We start from the raw sequence: 20,450 nt of genomic DNA on the forward strand, positions 1-20,450 counted from the left end.
GCCGCTACCTGCCCGAAGGCAGCATGGGCATCTACACCGCCGAGCTCCCTGACAGCGCCCCCGCGCTACCCAACACCACCAACGCGACGGCTACTTGATCGGCTTCACCAACCAGCGGGACACCATCATCAGAGCTGCTGCTAGCGAGCCTCATTCGTCATTGGCCGCAGGTTCGAGCTCTGGGCGGGAGCCACAATTTGGCTGGCCGCGCCCGGGGTGCTGACCTGCGCACTTGCGCCACGGTGAGGGTTGAGGGGCGGTCACGGCTGGTTGGCGCCATCGCTGCGGGTGGTCTCGGTCGCTGCTGAACCGTCGAGCATGGTGCCGAGACCGTCCCAGGTTTGAAGGCTTCGACGAGTGGCACGGGGCGCGTGAAGAGGCCCTTCAGGGCACAGGACATAGCACAGGTCTGGGGCCAACCGGTATGGAAGTAGGAAACTCTGATTGATCCTTCGTCCTGTTGCTAGCGTCTTTCGTGCAGTCACATCAGCGGACTCAAGCTCCTCACCTTCGCCATGGGGGCGGTGGGCGACAACGCCGGCGGTCGGCGCCGGTACGTCTCGGAAATGCGGTCGAGCGTGCTGATGCCGTCTCGGACACATCGGGTCCTGCCCGGGCGAACCGAGGGGGAGAACGGGGAACAGCATGACCGATCTCCCTGGACCACCACGGCGTCCGGGTGCGTGCCCGGACGGACACCGGGACGAAGATCGGAGACCACCTAGTGGAGTCATCACTCGCCACAGGCGAGACCGTGCTGCCCCGCCCTGTCGAAGCACTGCCGATGCCCGCGTTGGCAGCCGCGACACGGAAGCTCGCCGACAAACTCATCGAGTACTTCACTATGGGCGAGCCCGCCGCACTTGCCCTCGCTCAGGCTGTCGTGGACCCAACCACCGCCCGGCGGGCTGCGGAGTCCCCCGAGCGGTTGCGGGTACCCGGCGGCGTGATCCTGGCCATTCGAGCCGACGTATGGGCGCGCCATATCATCCCAGACCCGCGGAACCCGCGGATTGGCCCGTCACGACGGCACCCCGCCTCCAACCTGATCGGCACCGGCGAGAGCACGCGCTTCCGACCACTGCCCGAGCCGATCGCGGCGCCCGGAAGGCGTCCCGAACTCGTGCAGCGGCTCGCGAACCAGGAACACCTCGCGTGGGCAGCACAACTGGCAAAGGAGTACGTGCTCGACCACAACGATTGGCGGGAGTCGCTCCGTCACCAGGGCGTGATGACAGAGGTGTGGCTCGCCGCGACAGCCTTTCAACACGAGGACGAGACACCCGGGGTGACAGTTCCGGTCACCGTGGAAGGGTCGAGCCGCGTGACGTGCGCCCACGACCTGCTCGCCCTCAGGTCAGCCGACGTTCCCTACATCCGGGACACGGCGAAGCTGCGTGCCCACATCCGCAAGCTCAACGAGGTGATTGCGACTGCGGGTGACCCGGCACAGGTCGATCCCGAGGCGGCGGTCACCGTGCGCTGCGAACGGCTTCCGGCGCTGCTGCTCGTCGGTTTCGAGCCGCACGACGGCATCGGTGCCGATTTCGGCGTCGCCGTGAGGTCGTTGGTCGCGCTCCGACACGTCGACTCCCCCAAGCCGTGGGGCGAGGCTGCGGAGAACGAGGCCCTGGCCGACGCTGTGGTGGACGAGATCGAGCGGCGGACACTGATCACTCCCACCAAGGCCGACTGGCTACGTGGCGCCCTCAGTCCTGACCAGGCGAAGGCCGCAGGATTCAATGACGACCCGTCTGTTCGGGCGGCGGCTATCGTCCGGCTCTTCGCCGAACGCGATCAGGCGATCCACGCCGCCGTGCGGGTTGCCATCACCGGGCAGAGCACCCGCAAGAACATCACCACCAAGCTGCTTCTCGACGTGGCCTCCTCGCTAGTAATGCGCTCGGTTTCCGAAGAAGACTCCCGTAAGCGGGAACGAATGCGGAAGTACCTGAAGTCGGCATTCCCAGGCGAGCTGGCCAAGGACTGGGAGGCGACGTTCCGCGGAGCGGAGGAGCTTGCCAAGGCCGCGCTTGAGGAGGTGGTGAAGGGAGAGCCAGGCGTGGCGACCCGGGAACTCGCTGCCCGCAGCGCCTATCCACTGGTGATCAACGGCCAGCTCACGGGTGACCGTGGAACGCAGAACAACGATCAACCTGATCGTCGGCAGCCAGGCGAGGTCATCGACCGTATGCGCGGCACTCGACACGGCGTATACCAGCTGAAGCAGACACTCCTTGACTCTGCGGCGGGCCGCAGGACCCGCAAGGTCGACGAGACGGGGCAGGTCGTTCAAAACGACGACGGCCGCGACATTCTCGTCACCGACGCGGACCTCCGACGCACCTTTCCCCCCGCTGGTGAAGGCCCGTCGCCTACACCGGCTCCCAGGAACGCGGCGGAGATCCTCGGGAACGCCTTGCACGACCTGGCCACGTCTATCCAGGCGGTCGAGAGTGCGGTCAAGGTCGTGGAGACGGTCAGAGCCGACGACGGCACCCGCGCCATTGAATCGCTCGGCGCCGACCGAGCCGACTGTGAGGCCTGGCGGAACGTCCTCCAGGATGTCCTGTTCAAACTGCCTATCTGGCAGCAGCGGAGCATCCAGCGGCACGGGATCAGCTCCGAGGACCCGTACGACCCCGACGTAGACCTCGATGACGAGGTGGACGAGGAACCGGACGACGAGTTCGACGATTAGCCGACCGACGAAGACGACTTTCCTCAGGACCATATCGCCTGAATCGCTCGTGCCTTGGAAGTCCTCCAGGCAGGCATAACAACCCGGCCGCGCGCAGGGAACGCGACGCGGTCCTACGGTGGAGGATCACCCCGACCAGGCGAGGGCGGCAGTACCTGCTACTTGGGCTCAAACCGAGTAGCAGGTGTACAAACCTCGGGGCCCGAACGCGGTCCGCTGCCGCTTGGCGTCACACCGGGCGTGGCCCGGAAAAACCCCAAGTGGGTGCGCCGGGAGGCCGCAGCTTTGCGGGTGCCGATTAATCATCCGTACAGGTCACGCGGCATGTCGGTACTCGTGAAGAGTTCCGCCGAGTCGGTCTCGGCGGCGGACTTCCAGGTGTCTGATGTGTGCTGGCACGTTGATCGGTTCGGGCAGTGGGCGAAGGGGTGCGGCTTGCTTCAGCGTTCGATGCGGCCGGTGCTCGTTGTAGAAGGTTTCGAACTCCCGGAGCGCGCGGAGCAGATGGCTCTGGTTCCAGATCAGGGTGCGGTCGAGGAGCTCGCGCCGGCAGGTCTGTATCCAGCGTTCCGTGAGCGAGTTCATTCGGGGTATCTGGATGCCGGTGGTGACGACCTTCAGGCCAGCGTCGGCCAGCAGTGTGTCGAAGGCGGCGGTGAACTTCGAGTCTCGGTCTTGGATCAGGAACTTGGCCCTGCTGTCCGCGTCCTGCAGGTCCATGAGGAGATTGCGGCCGAGCTGCACGATCCACTCCGCGGTCGGGTGGGCCGTTGCGCCCAGGATCTGGATGCGCCTCGTGGAGTGCTCGATGACGGCGAAGACGTACAGGCGCGCCCCGGTCAGTGTGCGGGTCTCGAAGAGATCGCAGGCGAGCAGTGCGGCGGCTTGGCTGCGGAGGAAGTCGGCCCAGGTCGTGCTCTGCCGTTCAGGCGCGGGCGGGATGCCGTGCTCGCGGAGGATCTCCCAGACGGTCGAAGCCGCGATCTTGATGCCGAGGACCGTGAGCTCGCCGTGGATTCGGCGATACCCCCACGAGCTGTTCTCGGGGGCCAAGCGCAGGACGAGGGCGCGAATAGAGCGGAGGGTGGGCGGGCGCCCGCGACGCTTGGGCACGCAGGTCGCAGCGTGGCGTCGCTTGAGCAGGTTGCGGTGCTCTACCTTCCTTGCCGGGTTGACCGCAGCCATTCGTAGGGTTGGGGAGCCCAGGGGAGCTGGGTGTGGCTTTTGCGGTGCTGCCGGACGACATGGCTCCGCTGGCTTGGCCGCCTGGCTCCCCACGACGACTCGGCCGCCGATTAGGAAGTGCGAACACGTCGCTGTGTAGAGCAATGCCGGCGAGGTCGTCCGTGGCACGAACTGCACGAACACACACGTCAGGAGCACGATGAGCCGGATATGGGTGGGGATCGACAGCGGCAAGAGCCACCATCATGGCCTCGCGCTGGATGCCGACGGTGCGACGCTGCTGTCGCGTCGGGTCGCCAACGACGAGCCCGAGCTGCTGAAGCTGATCGGCGACGTCCTCGACCTGGCCGACAGGCGTCGGGTCACCTGGGCCATCGACATGACCGGCGGGGAACCCGCGCTGCTGCTGGCCCTGCTGGTCAACCACGGCCAGGAAGTCCTCTACATACCCGGCCGACTGGTCAACCGGGCATCCGACGGTTACCGCGGCGAGGGAAAGACCGACGCTCGCGACGCCTACGTCATCGCCGACCAGGCCAGGATGCGCCGCGACCTGCGGCCCGTCCGCCCCGGCGACGAAGCCGCCGTCGAGCTCAAGCTGCTGACCGGACGCCGGACCGACCTGGTCGAGGACCGCACCCGCTCCATGAACCGCCTGCGCGGCACCCTGCTGAGCATGTTCCCGGCCCTGGAACGGGCCCTGGACGTGACCAACACCGGCCCGCTCAAGCTCCTGACGGGCTACCAGACCCCAGCCGCGATCCGCCGCGCCGGGACCACACGGCTGACCAAGTGGCTGGTCAACCGCAAGGTCCGAAGCGCGCGTTCTCTGGCCGAATCCGCAGTCGAGGCCGCCGAGCGCCAGCACACCGCCGTTCCCGGGGAGAAGACCATCGCCAAGCTGGTCCACACCCTGGCCGAGGAGGTGATGGCCCTCAACGAGCAGATCTGTGAGATCGACAAGCTCATCGAGGGCCGGTTTCGCGAACACGAACTCGCCGACATCGTCCTGAGCGTCCCGGGCATCGGTCCCGTTCTCGGCGCGGAGTTCCTCGCCGCGGTCGGCGGCAGCCTGGATGATTTCGACTCCCCGGACGCTCTCGCGGCCTTCGCCGGCGTCGCCCCTGCACCTCGTGACTCAGGCAAGGTCAGCGGCAACCTCCACCGGCCGGTGGCCTACCACCGAAGACTCCAGCGGGTCTTCTACACCTCCGCGCTGGTCAGCGTCCAATGCGACCCGAACTCGCGGAAGTTCTACGACCGCAAACGCGCCGAGGGTAAGAAACACGTCCAAGCCGTGCTCGCCCTGGCTCGCCGACGCGTCAACGTTCTGTGGGCCCTGATCCGTGACCGACGGTGCTACAACGTCACACCCCCAGTGACTACTGCCGCTTGACAACAGCATTAGGAAGCCAGCGCAGAAGCGTGTCGGGGTGTGCGAGCAGCAGGAGGTGCCGCAGCTTTTCCATTGGGAGGTGGTGGAGCAGGCCGGCGAGGACAGCGCGGTCGGTGTCGGTGAACGTGGGCTTGCCGACCTGGCACTGAAGGACCAGCAGTTGGTGCCGCAGCGCGAGGATCTCGATGCCTTTGTCCCGGTCACTCATCGGCAGCAGGCGCAGGAGCGCGAAGGTGTTCGTAGCGGCGAGGTAGGCCAGGCGCAGCAGCACGACAGATCATGATGCCGTCGACGCCCTGAGCAGGTGAAGACTCTGAGCGATCGGCGGTCACGGCCCGGAGATTGGCGATCAAGGGCGCGACCTGGACGGATGATTTATCGGCACCCGCAATGTCAGCCTGAGCGTCGTTCCGATAGCCGCCGTCGTCTACATGGGCCATGGTACGAGACGAGCCTTCGGGAATCGGTGGGTGCGGTTCGGTGCTGCCGTCTGAACGTCAGCCGACGGCAGTCAGCCACGACGGCGAGTGCGGCGACCGCCCAGGCACCCGTCTTGCTAATCCGTATGTTCTGAGCCGAACGCCTCACGCGGCTCGCCGCGCGCTGAGCGATTCAATTCGCTGCGGTACTGCAACGGCTCCGGAGGGCGCTTAACACTCAGACAAAGCAGCAGGTCCGAGGCACGTTCGCGATCGTGTGGGGCTCAAATATAGGATTCGGTCGCTAATCCGCGGGTTCATGGCGTGTCAATTGGCGATCTGGTACTCGTTGATGAGCCCGCTGAGGACGGCTGTGCGGTGGATGCGATGCTCGGCGAGGTCGATGGGATGCGGCGGTCCGGCTTCAGCTTGTGATGGACAGATCTGGTTCAGTGCGCGGTGGGGCCGGTGTCCGTTGTAGTGCTCCAGGTACCTGGTGAGGATTCGGTGCAGGTGCCGTTCGTTGAGGATGAGCGTCCGGTCCAGGAGCTCGCGGCGCAGGGTGCCGATGAACCTCTCGCAGTGTGCATTCGCCTTCGGGGCCCGGGGCGGGCTTTTCAAGACGCGCAGGCCGGCGTCGGTGAAGACGGCGTCGAAGGCGTCGGTGAACTGGCCGGCGCGGTCTCGGATCAGGATCTTGTGACGCTTGGTGTTCGTGTCGGTGTCCATGAGGAAGTTGCGGGCGGCCTGGGTGGTCCATGGGCCGGTGGGGTGGGCGGTGACGCCGAGCAGGTGGGCGCGGCGGGTGCTGTGCTCGAGCAGGACCAGGGCGTAGATGCGTTTGAGGTTGATGGTGTCGACGTGCAGGAAGTCGACGGCGACGATGTGTTCGGCCTGGGCTGTGAGGAACTGCCTCCAGGTCGGTCCGGTACGGCGTGGGGCGGGGTCGATGCCGGCCTGGTTGAGGATGTTCCACACGGTGGAGGCAGCCATTTTGTGACCGAGGCGGGTGAGTTCGCCGTGGATGCGCCGGTGGCCCCATCCCGGGTTCTCGGCCGCCACGCGCAGGACCAGGGCTTTGACTGCGGCGGCCGTGGGCGGGCGTCCGGGTCGGCGCCGCTGGCTGTAGTCCCACTTCTTCGCGACGAGTTTGCGGTGCCAGGCCAGCAGCGTGGCCGGGGCCATCGGGAAGACTTGAGGCCAGCGGTGGCGCGGTATCAGGTGCGAGAGCGCAGCGAGCCACAGGCGGTCGGCTGGTTCGTAGCGCACGCGCGGGACGTGCCGGCGTAGGACCGCGTTCTCGTGCTGCAGCACCAGCAACTCCGCGTCCTTGGAGACGTCACGCCGCAGCAGCAACGCGGGCAGCGACAGCAGGCGGCGGGTGACGGCGTACACCGTGGACAGGATCACGGAGCATGGTCGCAGACGCGGCAGAGCCGCTGCTGGGGGATCGGGGCTCCCGTTCCTCACGGTGACGAGCTTCGTAGTCGTACGAAATTCGTGTTTTTGAGCCCCACAGGCGCTGCAACACGAATCAGTTGGTGACGCAGCGCCAGGACCTCCACCCTTTCCTCGTCGCTGATTGGGCAGTGGCCGCAGCGTGCGAAGGTGTTGGCCGCCTCAGATAAATCAACCACAATGACTCATCACGCCCGGCAACGCCGCCTCGCAGAGATGCTGCTCACCCAGCGTTAGCCGGACAGTACAATCCTTTCACTCACCCTACCCAGATGGAATTCGCTGTACGCATAACGTTTCGGCCTGGAAATGCGGTTTTCGTCAGGAAGTCTTGGTGAATCTGACGCCTACTGCGCAGGGGGAGTCAGGGTCGTCCGTGACGCAGAGGGTGATCTTTTTGGCTGCTTTCCGTACATCGAGTTGAAAGCCGGAGCATGTCCCCGCAGGGGCGTGGCCGAAGGAGAGGCCAATCGTGCTCGCGGAGGTGGCGCTCGCGTCCATCTGTCCGCCGGAGCCGTGGTCGGGCATGAATGCCCAGACGCCCATGGCGGGGCCTGACGGGCAGTTTTTGATTGTCGAGTTGTTGATCACCAGTCCGCGAGATTCAAAAGTTCGATTGGCGGCAAAGGAAATCGTGGCTCCCTTGGAGTCCGACCACTGGCCTACGATTTCAGGCACTGAGGCGGTCGCGCTCCGGTCGCTGGCCGAACAGGATCCGAGCATTGCTATGACTCCTGCGGCCACCGCGACCGCACGGCCGACTCTTACCGCGCCCGCCATATGTAGCCTCCTTCGGCGTTCAGTGGGGGTGGATCTTGAGGGATCAGCTGGAAGGCATGCACTGATACAGGGGCCACTGCTCTGTCCAGTCGAAGCTCTCTTGCACTTTTGCGCCGAACGTTCCAGTGAAGGCAGGGTTCCATGACCTGGGGACTAGGTGGGTGGCCGAATTCCAGTCGGAAGTGTTGTCGACGTGGAACCTTATTTGTACCGTGCTTTCCTTTTTGTTTATCGAGGCTATTTGGGCGGACCCGGTGAAACTTCCCAGGAAGGCGTCTGCTGGATTGCTCGTGCCGAGCTTGCCGTTGGTGATCGAGCCGAGGATATCATCGAAGGCGCCGCGCAGAGAATTGAACTTATACCAAGGGGCGCCGGGCTCGGGGCCTCGATCCCTGTAGAAGAAGTTGTCCGCGTCCTTTGCGGCTGGCGCCGCCATACCCTGTGTCCTTGCCTGCCGGGTCAATTCTGAGCGGATCAGAGCAATTTCACTGTTCTGTGCCAGCTCTCGGGTCAGTTCGTCTCCACCGCGGAACTGTTGGACCGGGCCGAGTGGGTACCCTCCGCCCCAGAACCATCCAAGGAAGAGGGATGGGGCGTCCCAGTCGTTGTTCGCTGCTGGGTCGTCAAGGATTCCGTAGGTAGGGCCACCGGCTCGGGGGAGCGTGAACGTGTTTCCGTGGAAGGTGGGGTCGAACACGTTCGGGGGTATATAGGGGTGGTAGTTCCCTGCGAGGATCTCGGTGAGCTGCTGGTACTCCATCTCCTGCTGTACGTCGCTGTTCCCGTATTCGTGGCCTTCGGCATACTGAGCCTCGCTGTAATCGACGCCGTCTGTGCATGAGCCGTTGGAGCAGGTGAATCCAGAAGACTTACCCGTCGGGTCAGATTCTGTTACTGGGTTGTTCTCGGCATAGGTGTAGGCGTTGATCGATTGTGGTTTGGCGGCCTCCAGGAGGGGGTCGACGCTGATGAAGCGTCCGAGGGTGGAGTCGTATTCGCGGGCACCCAGGTGGATGAGCGTGGTGTCGGGGTCGAGGGTGCCGCCGACGAAGCCCTTGTCGCCGGCCCAGCTGGCGGGTTGGGTGCCGCGGGGCGTACCGAAGATGGTGGTCTTGCGACGGGTGACGGCTTGGGTGGTGGCGTCTACTTGGGTGGTGGCCGTGCCGTGCGAGTCGGTGAGCAGGAAGGAGAGTTTGCCGCCGGTGAGCATGGCGACCGTCTGTCCGGAGAGGGTGTAGTAGCGGGTGCCGGTGAGGGTTCCGTTCTTGGCCAGGTGGAGTTGGTTGCCGCCGGGCAGGTAGAGGGTGGAGCCGGTGGAGTCCTTGCGTATCAGCAGGTTTCCGCTGGCGTCGTAGATGTAGCTAGTGGTGCTGGAGCCCATGGTGTCAGCGAGGTGGCCTTCGGCGTCCCAGTGCAGGTTTTCGGTGTTGCCGCCGATGACGCGGGTGGCGGTGTTGCCGTCCTTGTCGTAGGTGAACGTCTCCTGGCTTGAGCCGTCAGGGCCGTTCTGGCCAACAGAGGGCAGCTCGTGGGTGCCTGTAACGGGACTGGCGTAGGTTCGCGTTATATCGCCGGCCGGGCCGGAGACAGCTTGGTGTTGGACCTCGGTCTTGCGGTTGCCGACCGCGTCGTAGGAGTACGAGGTCCAGTACGCGTCCGGTCCGCCCACCGTGGTGGAGGAGGCATCAGAGGGTGTGGTCTTGCACTGGTCAGTGGCGGTCCAGGCTTCGGAGACGCGTTGGAGGGCGTCGAGGGTGAAGCACTGGGTGTCAGTGACCGCTGTGGTGTCCTGGCCGGTGGTGGTGGAGATGGAGGTGACATCTCCGGCTGGGTCGTAGGTGTAGTGGTTGTCGTCGATGCGTTGCGGTGCGGTGTCGCGATCGGTGAACTGCCGAGTCAACTGCCCGGTATGCTCGTCGAATTCGTTTGATATGTGTAGCAGTGCGCCGAATTGGCCGTCCTGCTGTTGCGCCAGGCGTCCGTAGTGGTCGTAGGTCATGGCCGAGACCAGTGCGGAGTTGCCCTCGTAGAGCGTGTTGGGCAGGTTGGAGTTGGCGGTGTAGGTGGAGGTGAGCCTTTCCTGCGGCAGGTCGCCGATGGCGGGTTGCTGGCTCCACATCGGCTGGCCGGTGTTGGCATTGTAGGAGGCGGTCCACTTGTACGTACCAGCCAAGCCCCCTTCAGAGGTAGGAATGGTCATCTGGCTGCCGACAGGCTGGTACAGCGCGTTGTAGGAGTTGACCTGGCTGGTGTAGGCGTTGCCACCCACGTAGCGGGTGGTGGTGTAGGGCTGTCCCTTGCCGCCGCTAGCACCGTCGTACGTCCAGGCCGCCAGCGTGGTGGTGCCTTGTTTGCGGTCGACGGGTCGGCCGAGGGCGTCGTAGTCGGTGTGCAGGGTAATGCCACGAGCGTCGGTGACGTCGGTGGCCCGATCGCCGGCGTCGTAGACGGTGCTGCTGGTGCCCTTGTCGGGGTCGTCCACCTGGGTTTGGCGGCCCCGGACGTCGTAGGTGTAGGTCCACTTCGCGCCGGACGGGTCCGTCATCTGGCGCAGCAGCCCGCGCTGGTCGTAGGTGTAGGTGGTGGACTGCGAGGTGGTCCGGTCCGCGTTGGTGTACTGCTTCAGCTCGACGGTGTGGCCGCGAGCGTCGGTGACTGTTGTGGTCGCGGTGCCGCCTTGCGGGGGGATGACGGTGGTGGTGTCGCCGGTGTAGGTCATGGTGGTGCGCTTGACCTCGTCACCGTATTTCTTGTCGATCACCGCGGTGGTGCGACCAGCGCCGTCGTAGAGGGTGTCGGTCGAGGCGGGGTAGTTGGTCTCCTGGCCGGTGACCCGGACGGGCTCCGCCTTGCCGTCGGCGTAGTACGTGCCCGAGTTCCGCCACGCCAGGCCGCGGGTGTCGTAAAACGTCTCGGTGACCAGGCGCCCTGCACCGTCCGGTGAGGGGGCTTGCGTTTGGACCGGGCGCAGCAGTCCGTCGTAGAACGCGTAGGAGGGCTGGTAGACCGAGTTGAAGTCCAGCTTCCTGGTCGTCACCACAACGGGTGCGTCGTTGCGGACCTGGTAGTCGAAGGCGTAGCTGGGTGATGTCGGGTTTGCCGCGGCTGGATGGGCGGGCGTCCACACCTGGCTGGTCCGGCCAAGGGGATCGTAACTGGTCGTAGTGACACGGTTGTTGGCGTCGGTGACCTGGGTGGGTCGTCCGCGGAGTGGGTCCAGGATGGTGGTGACCGCTTGGCCGAGTGGGTTGGTGACGACCGTCTGGGTGGGGGCTTCGCCGGTGGCCGGGGCGTAGGCGGTGGTGGTGGTCTTGCCGTAGGTGTCGGTGACCTTCAGCGCGCGGCCGTAGATGTCGAAGTCGCCAGGGGCGGTGGTGCTGATGGTGTCGTAGCCGTCACCCTTGCCGTTGATCTGGTCGGTCTTGGTGACATCGCCCTTGGTCGGCGCGCCGCCGAACGCGCCGCCGTCGTAGTAGGTGCGCTTGTCACTGATGACGTCGGCCGGGCGGTTGATCGTGGCGTCGCAGGCATCGGCGACGGTCTCGACGCGCGAGACCTTGTCCAAGATCCAGCTGCTGGTGTTACGCGCGTACGTGGTCAGGGTGCATCGCTCATCACCGGACTTGGCCTCGTCGCCGAGGTCGGAGACGGAATTCACCATGCCGTAGGAGTCGAAGGTGCGGGTCAGTGAGGTGGTGCGAACCCCGCCACTGATGGTGGTGTGGGTCTGCTCCTTCTGCGTGCCGGTGTGGGAGGCATGCAGGTCCGGAAGCCCAGTGCGGGTTCGGGTGGCCGTGGCGTCCGAGCGCCAGGGGGTGTAGGAGGTGGCGGAGATCAGTTTGCTGGTGTCGTCGCCGTTGTAGGTGGCCTTCTCCCGGACCATGCCTGCGAATTGCAGCCGGTCGGTGACCGTGGCCCCTGTAGAGTCCTTGACGTCCTGGCCGTCCAGGCCGCGGAAGTACCGGGTTTCCGACAGCGTTTGCGGGTCGGATCCGGCACCTGTGCGCGTCTGCACGATTCCGTAGCCGCGCGCAACGGAGTAGGTGCGGTCATCCGCCTTCAGCAACTCATCGGTGCTCTTTGCCCAAGCAGCGCCGCCGAGGTAGGAGTAGGTGGTGGCCTTGTCGGGGGTGGAGGCGATGTTGTCGCCCTCCACGACCTTGCTGACCGTGTAGGTGTTGAACCAGTCCTGCTTGGCGGTCTCGCCTTCGAAGGCCCACTTGAACGGGTAGCACGTGGTGGTGTTGGTGCCATCAGAGGGCGGAAGATTGGAGGCGGTGCAGCCCGGGTCGGAGTAGTAGACGCCGATGGTGCCACCGGTTTCGATGGTGATCTGTGACAGGCGAAGCCGGATGAACGGCGCCAGTCCGTCACCGGTCTTGTCGACCCGGTTGGCCATCTGGACTCCGGCGAAGGTCACCGGGGGGAGCGCCGCGGTGCCGCCGACCTGGCCGGTGTGCGTGATGGACTGCAGCCACATCGGCGTGGAGATGCCGTCACCCGACGCGGGAAAGCCTTGCGCGAGTGCCCAGGAGTCGACGTTCTTGTACGCGCCCCCGGTCAGGACCTTGGTGGTGATGGACGTCAGGCGTTTGCGGGTCCAGAAGGTAGGCGAGTACTTGTCCTTGCACTCGTCGCCATCCTTGCAGTACTGGTCGAACGGCACGTCTGGCCAGTTCGCGGCGTGCGCGGAGTCGAACGTGGAGCAGTCGGACAGGCAGCGCTCGTCCGTGCCGAACGTCACCTGGCCCATGGCCTTGCCGGAGTAGACGGCGTCGGAGCGCAGACCGTAGTCGATGTGGTCCAGGTAGCCGCCGCGGACGTACGTGGTGGCGGTGGACTTACCGGTGGTGTCGGAGACGTCGCGGCCGTAGTTGTTGGACTCGGTCTTCCAGTAGTACGCCATCGCGTCGCCGTGTGGGTCGACGACGTAGTCCAACTGCCAACGCCACACCTGCTGGCACCACGCGGAGGCGAAGTCGGAGTTGTAGCAGGGCTCGCCGGACTGGTTGCCGAACACGGGAACAGTCCAGGCGGAGTTGGTCTCCGGCGTGGACTTGGAGTCCTTCCAGCCGGGCAGGTGGTTCAGCCCGAAGTAGTACTGGGTGCCGTCGTTTGTGGTGATCTTCCAGTACTCACCGTCGTGCGTACCGTTGGCAGCGCCGGTGAGCTTTTCGACCTTCTCGCTGTTGTCGTTGGCGGGGTGCCACTGGCCGGTCTTGTCGTCCTTGACCAGCTCGGTGCTCTTGCCGCCCAGGGACAGGGTGGCGTTGTCGTTGTACCAGCACAGGTCGCCGACTTTGGTGGTGTTGGTTCCGCCGTCCTTGTCGTAGTCGCACGGCTTGTAGTGGCGCTCGATGAACCCTGGCTGCCAGTCCCAACCGTCACCGATCCACGATGGCTGATTGTTGGACGCAGCGGTCTCCCCGTCCAGGTTCTGCGAGTTGTAGTCCAGGGAGATCTTCGGCTTGAGACCACCGGGCACATCCGGCACGCCGATCGGATACGACCAGGTGAACGCGCCCGTAGAACCGCCGGCACTCCACGAACCCGACGGCGACAGCGGCGTCGCCTTATAATCGCCGGACGAGCCGGAGGAACTCGATGTGGCCGCCAGCACCGCCGCTGACGTGGAGGCGGCAGCCTCCACCGCACTGCTACGGATCATCGACGCCGAGGCCGCGCGCGGTCGGGGGACGCTCTGCGGAGGGGCATCGACCCGGGCCGACAGGGTGCCCGCCTTGGTGTCATTCGTAGTCGCCAACGGCTTGGCGACCCGGCACCGCGGGACCTGAGGAGTGGTCAGCGCACAGGCGGGGAGCTGCACCAGATGCAGGCGAGACGACCAGTCGCCACCGTACGCTCCGCGCAAAGCCGAGTAGTTGACCTGCACCCGAACCGGAGCAGCCGCAGTCGTGTTGTCGACGCGACCGATGGAGACCAACAGTCCATCCACGCCAGCGCGTTGAGATAACTCGTGATCAGCAACCGTGACCTTGACCTTTGACAGCGGCACCGCGGCACTGCGGCCCTTCGCGGGCATGGCCGCCACGGCGACCGGCAAAGTGCCAGCGGGCTTGAAACCTCCGGGCTTCAAGGGCGGCTTCGCGTCAGCCGCCCCGCTCCTGGCCGGGGCCGCATGCTGCGCACCGCCGTTGCCGAGGTCGACCTCGACGCTGCCTGCCGAGGGCCATGTCACCTTCGGAGCACCCTTCCACCGGTGAGCCGTAGCTTGATCGACGCGTTTGTCGGCTCCGGCGCCCTGGCCGATGGCGACCGGCCTGACCGGAACGGCCTTGGGCTCTTTTACCGCTGGCCGGGCGAAGTCGAAGACTTTCCCCGTAGCAGCCACTGAAGAGGCCGGAAAGCCGCCCACCATTGTGGCGGCGGCCAGAAAGACCGCTAATCCGCGCACGCCGAATCTGCTCACACCCCACCCCTCGCGCATTTTACGAATGACCGGCGCACAGTAACAGGAACATAAAGGCCAGGCCAAGGGGTGATTTTGCCCGGAAAGGGCGGCTTTATGTCTGCTTTATGTGTGCGTGAGGCCCTCGTGTGTGACGTGAGTCTCTCGTGAACAACGTTCACGTCAGCGTCACTTCATGGGGGCGATAAGGAGTATATGAACCGTATGCCTGTTTCGGTGTGGGTGCTCTCGGTCACCTCTCCGTGGCGGTTGGTGTTCAACGCTCAGTCCCTCACCGCAGAAGCGGAATCGAGAATTCGAGTGATTGGCGGCTATAGAGTCCTCCTGGCGAGACCCGCCACTCATCGAAGGAAGGTGCAGTGTTCATTTCTTCGCGTAGTAGACCGGCGCTCAGACGGTGGAAGTCCCGGGCAATAGCTATTTCGGCCATCTTTGGAATCGGTATTACAGGGTTGGCCGTTCCCGGTGCCGCGATCGCGTCGCCGCGAGAACAGACGCATCCGACTGCCCGTCTGGACAGTTCTTCCGACGGATCGCTCAGCCCCGAGGACCAGGCGCTGCGGCAGGCACAGTCCAGCGGCCAACCAGCCGAAGTCGTCCCGGACCGCACCGAAGATTCCGACACCTGGGCCAACCCAGATGGAACGTTTTCGGTCAAGCGCTACGGGACGCCGGTTCGGCTGTGGCAGGACGGTGCATGGGTGGCGACCGACCCGACGCTGGAGTTCGCGGACGACGGGACCGTAGTGCCCAAGGCGGCAACTGTTGCCGTGCACTTCTCCGGCGGAGGCACCGGGCCGCTGTTGACCGGAGTGAAGGACGGTCGGACGTTGAGCCTGTCGTGGCCCACTGCCCTGCCCCAGCCGACACTCAGCGGCAACGTGGCCACGTACGCGAACGTCCTGCCCGATGTGGACCTGCAACTCAAGGCGGAGGTCGACGGCTTCTCCCAGTTGCTGGTCGTCAAGACAGCGCAGGCGGCGCAGAACCCGGACCTGGCCACGCTGAAGTACAAGATGAGCACCGTCGGGCTGACGGTGGCCACCGATCCCGGCAACGGCAGCATCAACGCGACCGACCCGGCAGGCCAGACCGTCTTCACCAGCCCCAGCCCACTGATGTGGGATTCCACCAACAGCGATACGGGCAAGGCAACCAGCCACGCAGCGAAGGGGGTTGCGAAGGCCGCCGTGGTCGTCGACGGGCCAACGCCCCCTGCCTCGGGGGACGACTTCGTGCCTCCGCCGGGCGCGCAGAACGCGCAGATGCCAACGTCCGTCAACGGTGACACCTTGCAAATCACGCCGGATCAGGGGTTGCTTGCCGGAACGAAGACGCAGTACCCGGTGTTCATCGACCCGTCCTGGGCCTGGGGCAAGCGTGATGGCTGGGCCTGGGCGTACCGCCCGTACCCCAACACCTCGTTCTGGAACGCCAACCAGGACGCCCGTGTCGGCTACGAGACCGACACCGGCGGGCTGTCACGGTCTTTCTTCCGCATGGACACCTCCGCCCTCAAGGGGGCCGACATCATGTCCTCGGTCTTCCGGATCAAGGACACCTGGACGTGGTCGTGCACCAAGACCCCGGTCGAGCTGTGGCAGACCGGACCGATCTCCGCCCAGACCACCTGGAACAACCAGCCTGCTCAGATAGCCAAGTTGGCGACCGTCACCGACGCCAAGGGGTGGAGCAGCGACTGCCCGGCCGGCAATCTGGAGTTCGACACCACAGCCAAGATCCGCCAGGCAGCCTCCCAGGGCTGGTCAAGCATCACGATGGGCCTGTACGCCTCCAACGAATCCGACCCCGACTACTGGAAGCGGTTCGACCCGAAGACGGCGGTGCTGGAGACCAAGTACAACCACCCGCCCAAGACGCCATACGGACTGGGCACCAACCCCAAGACGTCCTGCTCCAGCGGCGGTTTGATCGGCAACACCACCGTCAGCCTGTACGCGACCATCGATGACCCGGACGGCGGGAACCTGACCGCGCAGTTCCAACTTTTCAAGGCAGGCTCAAACACGCCGTCGCTCGACCAGTCCGTCCCTGCGATGAAGGGGCGGGTGGCCACGCTGTCGCTGCCGGAGGCGAACAGCGGTACCGGTGACTACCAGTGGAAGGTACGTGCCAAGGACAGCGACGGCGCGTACTCCGCCTGGAGCCCGATGTGCAAGTTCTCCGTCGACCGCACACGTCCCGCCCATCCGCCGAAGATCAGCTCACCGGAGTTCCCTGACGGATCCAACGGCTGGCCCAGCAACACTGCCAAGGCCCGCACCACCGGCCACATCACCATCGACCCCAACGGCGTCACCGATGTGGACGAGTACGGCTGGTACACCGACTACGACCCCACCGTGAAGTACGTCTCCGCCTCTACCCTCGTCACCGCTCCACCGAGGTTCAGCCCGCCGGGCTACGGTCCTCACTTCCTCTACGCGTTCAGCGTCGACAAGGCCGGAAACCGCTCCGACACCGCCATCTACGTCTACTACGCGGCCAGTTCCGGTGTCCGGGACATCCCCGCCGACCTCAACGGAGACGGCAACAACGACATCTGGAGCGTGGACTCCAACGGCACCCTGCTCACCTACGCCGGACAAGGCAACGGCCAGTTCTCCACGGCCACCAACGGCGGCATAGCGTTCAACAACGCCCAGGTCACCTCCCGCGGCGACTGGGGCCAGGACGGCTACAACGACCTCGTAGCCCTGCAACCCGACCCAATCGACGCCAGCAAGAAGGTGCTACGGGTCTACCCCAACAACGGCACCGGCTCCGTCACCAACAACTACACCGCCTTGAACGTCGCATGCCCGACCAAGGACGTCGACACCGGCTGTGACTACGGACCTGGCTGGACCGGCGACGACCATTGGCATGACGCCGACCAAGTCGTAGCAGTCGGCGACATCAACGGCGACGGCCAGCCCGACTTGCTCGTCAAGGAAGGCAAGCATCTGTGGGCCTACTACGGCGGCCGCAGTGGGTACCTGGACAGCGTCAGCGAACCCGTCCTCGTCGGCGGCAGCGATTGGGACAAATACACCATCATCGCCCCGGGTGACGTCAACGGCGACGGCATCCCCGACCTGTGGCTGCGGGAGAACACAACCGGTGACATCTACCTCGCGCCCGGCAAGGAAGGCGAGAAGAAGGGCATCGTCGATCCCACCACGTGGGGTGACCCGGCCAGCCTAGTGAAGATCGGCAGCGGTGTTCCAGCAAGCGTGTACCCCACCGTCGGATCCTCCGGAGACATCACGGGCGATGGGATTCCTGACTTGTGGGCGCGAAAGACGGACAACACCATGGTGGGCTGGTACGGCAAGAAACCCGGCCCCGACCACATCTCCTTCAGCGGAAGCTTCGTCATTGACGGCATCACCGGCGGCGCCCGCATACCCGCCGGTACGGCGTTGACCGCCGGCCAGTCCTTCACCTCCCGCTCCGCCAAACTCACCATGGGCAACGACGGTAACCTCACCATCACCTCCAACGCGGGCAAGACCGTCTGGTCCAGCAACACCGCCGGAAACCCCGGAGCCACGGTCACCATGCAGCCCGACGGCAACTTCGTCGTCTACAAGCCCGACGGCAGCACGGCCCTGTGGTCCTCCAAGACCTTCGGCGCAGGCGGCTACGCCCTCCTGCAAGACCGCGGCAACCTCGTCGTCTACAACGTCAAGGGCCAATCCGAGTGGAGCAGCAACTCGCTGATCCGCCACGACTACAACGGCAGCGGACGCAGCGGCATGGCCGCCTGGTACGCCTACGGCGACGGCAGTGTCAGCATCCAAAACCTGCTGACCAACTCCGACGGCACCTTCAACCCGCCCGTCGGCGCCTACACTGCGCCCAAGGGCACCTGGTACACCCAGAACATGAAGTTCGTCACCGGCGACTTCAACGGCGACGGCCAGGCCGACGTCGCCGCGCTCTACGGCTACGCAGACGGAAGCGTCACCCTGTTCACCTGGCTCAGCAAACCCGGCGGCGGCTTCGACCCACCCATCGCCTCCTGGAGCGCCCCTGCCGGCCAGTGGACCTTCAACCGCATGACCCTCCAGGCAGGCGACTTCAACGGTGACGGCCGCGACGACCTGGCGGTCTGGTACAACTACGCCGACGGCAGCAACACCCTGTTCACCTTCACCAGCACACCCCAAGGCCGCTTCAACCCGCCCTTCGCCTCATGGGACGCGCCCTCCGGCTGGAACGGCTCCCGGGTCAAGCTCGTCACCGGTGACTTCAACGGCGACGGGCGTGACGACCTCGCGGCACTGTACGGGTACGCGGACGGCAGCGTGACACTGTTCACCTTCCTCACCGCACCCGCCGGAGGATTCAACAACCCTGTTCAGGGCTGGACCAGCACCAACTGGGGCTCCTGGGACCGCATCCACCTCTACTCCGGTCACTTCACCGGCGACGGACGAGACGATGTCGCCGTCTGGTACGACTACGCCGACGGCCACGACGGCATCCATACCTTCGTCTCCGCCAGCAAGAGCGACGGCACTTTCAACGCCCCGTACCAGTCCTGGAACACCTCCGCAGGCAACTACTACTACCCGAACATGCAACTCGTCCCCGGCGACTACAACGGCGACGGCCGCGATGACCTCGGCGCGATGTACTTCTACGACAGTGGCGAGGTGACCATGTTCACCTGGCTGTCCAACACCAATGGCAAGTTCAACGACCCCGTCGGCAGTTGGCAAGCGCCAGCGGGACATTGGTACAAGCCCAGCACCCGCTTCCTCGGCACCAGCACCTGACGTCGGCAGCGCCAGCGTGGGACCGTCAGCACAACCGGCGACGGCGGTCCCACGCCCCGAAGACGCGCGTTAATTGAGTCTCCGGCTTGACGCTCGGCTCGTGTTGCGCAGGTTCTAGCCCTCGGCGGGGCGCGATGCAGATGGGAAAGGGAGCGTGTCTGAAAGATCGTGTAAGTCCGTGATGTGACAGGCTGGCCGAGGCCCAGCTCTGGGGCCTTGACCAGCCGGGACGGACGAACATGGCAAACAAGGAAACGCCGGCCGTCGAGCCGGTCGAGGACGAGCTGGTGGACGAGGTCGTCGAGCGGCTGATGGACCGCGCTGACGCCTCAGGGGCAGCCCTGTTGGGCGAGGGCGGGCTGCTGACCGAGGTGACCCGGGCCGTGCTGGAGCGGGCCCTGGACGCGGAGATGACCGAGCACCTCGGCTATGAGAAACACGATCCGGCGGGCCGTGGCTCGGGCAACAATCGCAATGGAACCTCGCCCAAGACCGTCCTGACCGAGGCCGGGGCGGTGACGGTGGCCGTTCCCCGGGACCGCAATGGCAGCTTCGAGCCGCAACTGGTGCCCAAGCACGCCAGGCGGCTGGCGGGATTCAACGAGCAGATCCTGTCGCTGTACGCGCGCGGGGTGTCGGTGCGCGATATCCGCTCCCACCTGGCCGGCATGTACGGCGTCGAGGTCTCACCAGACCAGATCAGCAAGGTCACCGACGCGGTCGCCGACGAGCTCACGGCCTGGCAGATGCGCCCGCTGGACGCGATCTGGCCGATCATTTACATCGATGCGCTGTGGGTCAAGATCCGCTCCGGATCGGTGGTCTCCAAGCCGGTCTACGTTGCCGTCGGCGTGGACATGGACGGCTGCAAGGACGTACTCGGGCTATGGGTCGGCGACGAAGGCGAAGGCGCCACGACCTGGATGACGGTGCTGTCCGAACTGCGCAACCGCGGAGTGGAGGATGTGTGCATCGTCGCCTGCGACGGGCTGAAGGGCCTGCCGGACGCTGTCACTGCCACCTGGCCCAAAGCCACGGTGCAAACTTGCGTGATCCACTTGATCCGCGCATCGCTGCGGCTGGCGTCCAAACAGCACCACCCCGCTCTTGCAGCGGCGCTCAAGGCCATCTACACCGCATCGACCGAACAGGTCGCCGAGCAGGCTCTAGGGAGTGTTCTGAGTTGAGATCACGGGATCGGTCATTCCCGCTCCAGGAGGGTGCCAACTGCGGTAGACCGGCCGTGTGACTCGTGGTGATCTGGCTGATGCCGAATGGGAGTTGGTCGAGCCGC

General features: G+C 65.2%; 7 protein-coding genes and 2 pseudogenes. 4 read left to right on the forward strand and 5 right to left on the reverse strand.

The window, feature by feature from the left end:
• Positions 1 to 754: 754 nt before the first annotated feature.
• Positions 755 to 2,701, forward strand: coding sequence for a hypothetical protein (locus tag P3G67_RS35115; protein ID WP_276097133.1), 1,947 nt, complete (start codon positions 755 to 757; stop codon positions 2,699 to 2,701).
• Between the two features lie 315 nt (positions 2,702 to 3,016).
• Here P3G67_RS35115 and P3G67_RS35120 read toward each other — a convergent pair whose 3' ends face one another.
• Complete coding sequence (locus tag P3G67_RS35120) at positions 3,017 to 3,886, reverse strand: integrase core domain-containing protein (protein ID WP_276097134.1); 870 nt, start codon at positions 3,884 to 3,886, stop codon at positions 3,017 to 3,019.
• Between the two features lie 199 nt (positions 3,887 to 4,085).
• Here P3G67_RS35120 and P3G67_RS35125 point away from each other — a divergent pair, with 199 nt between their 5' ends.
• Complete coding sequence (locus P3G67_RS35125; protein ID WP_276097135.1) at positions 4,086 to 5,282, forward strand: IS110 family transposase; 1,197 nt, start codon at positions 4,086 to 4,088, stop codon at positions 5,280 to 5,282.
• Between the two features lie 16 nt (positions 5,283 to 5,298).
• On the opposite strand, the pseudogene P3G67_RS35130 reads toward P3G67_RS35125, so the two are convergent.
• The 4 genes and pseudogenes from P3G67_RS35130 to P3G67_RS35145 form a co-directional block, all read right to left on the reverse strand.
• Positions 5,299 to 5,553: pseudogene (locus P3G67_RS35130) on the reverse strand (integrase); the annotation flags it as partial.
• Between the two features lie 475 nt (positions 5,554 to 6,028).
• Positions 6,029 to 7,111 (reverse strand): integrase core domain-containing protein, encoded by a 1,083-nt coding sequence (locus P3G67_RS35135; RefSeq protein ID WP_276097137.1) that lies wholly within the window; start codon positions 7,109 to 7,111, stop codon positions 6,029 to 6,031.
• A 369-nt stretch (positions 7,112 to 7,480) separates the two neighbouring features.
• Positions 7,481 to 7,939 carry a hypothetical protein gene (locus P3G67_RS35140; RefSeq protein WP_276097138.1) on the reverse strand — a complete coding sequence of 153 codons (459 nt, stop codon included), beginning with the start codon at positions 7,937 to 7,939 and terminating at the stop codon, positions 7,481 to 7,483.
• 43 nt (positions 7,940 to 7,982) lie between these two features.
• On the reverse strand, positions 7,983 to 14,369 hold the full coding sequence (locus P3G67_RS35145; protein WP_276097139.1) for an RHS repeat domain-containing protein: 6,387 nt from the start codon (positions 14,367 to 14,369) through the stop codon (positions 7,983 to 7,985).
• A gap of 701 nt (positions 14,370 to 15,070) precedes the next feature.
• Here P3G67_RS35145 and P3G67_RS35150 point away from each other — a divergent pair.
• A complete protein-coding gene (locus tag P3G67_RS35150) occupies positions 15,071 to 19,156 on the forward strand; it encodes an FG-GAP-like repeat-containing protein (RefSeq protein WP_276097140.1) in 4,086 nt (1,361 codons plus the stop codon).
• Positions 19,157 to 19,395: 239 nt separating this feature from the next.
• A pseudogene (locus P3G67_RS35155) lies at positions 19,396 to 20,325 on the forward strand (IS256 family transposase); the annotation flags it as partial.
• Positions 20,326 to 20,450: the final 125 nt, after the last annotated feature.

Source organism: Streptomyces silvisoli, from assembly GCF_029269905.1.
GTDB lineage: Bacteria > Actinomycetota > Actinomycetes > Streptomycetales > Streptomycetaceae > Streptantibioticus_A > Streptantibioticus_A silvisoli_A.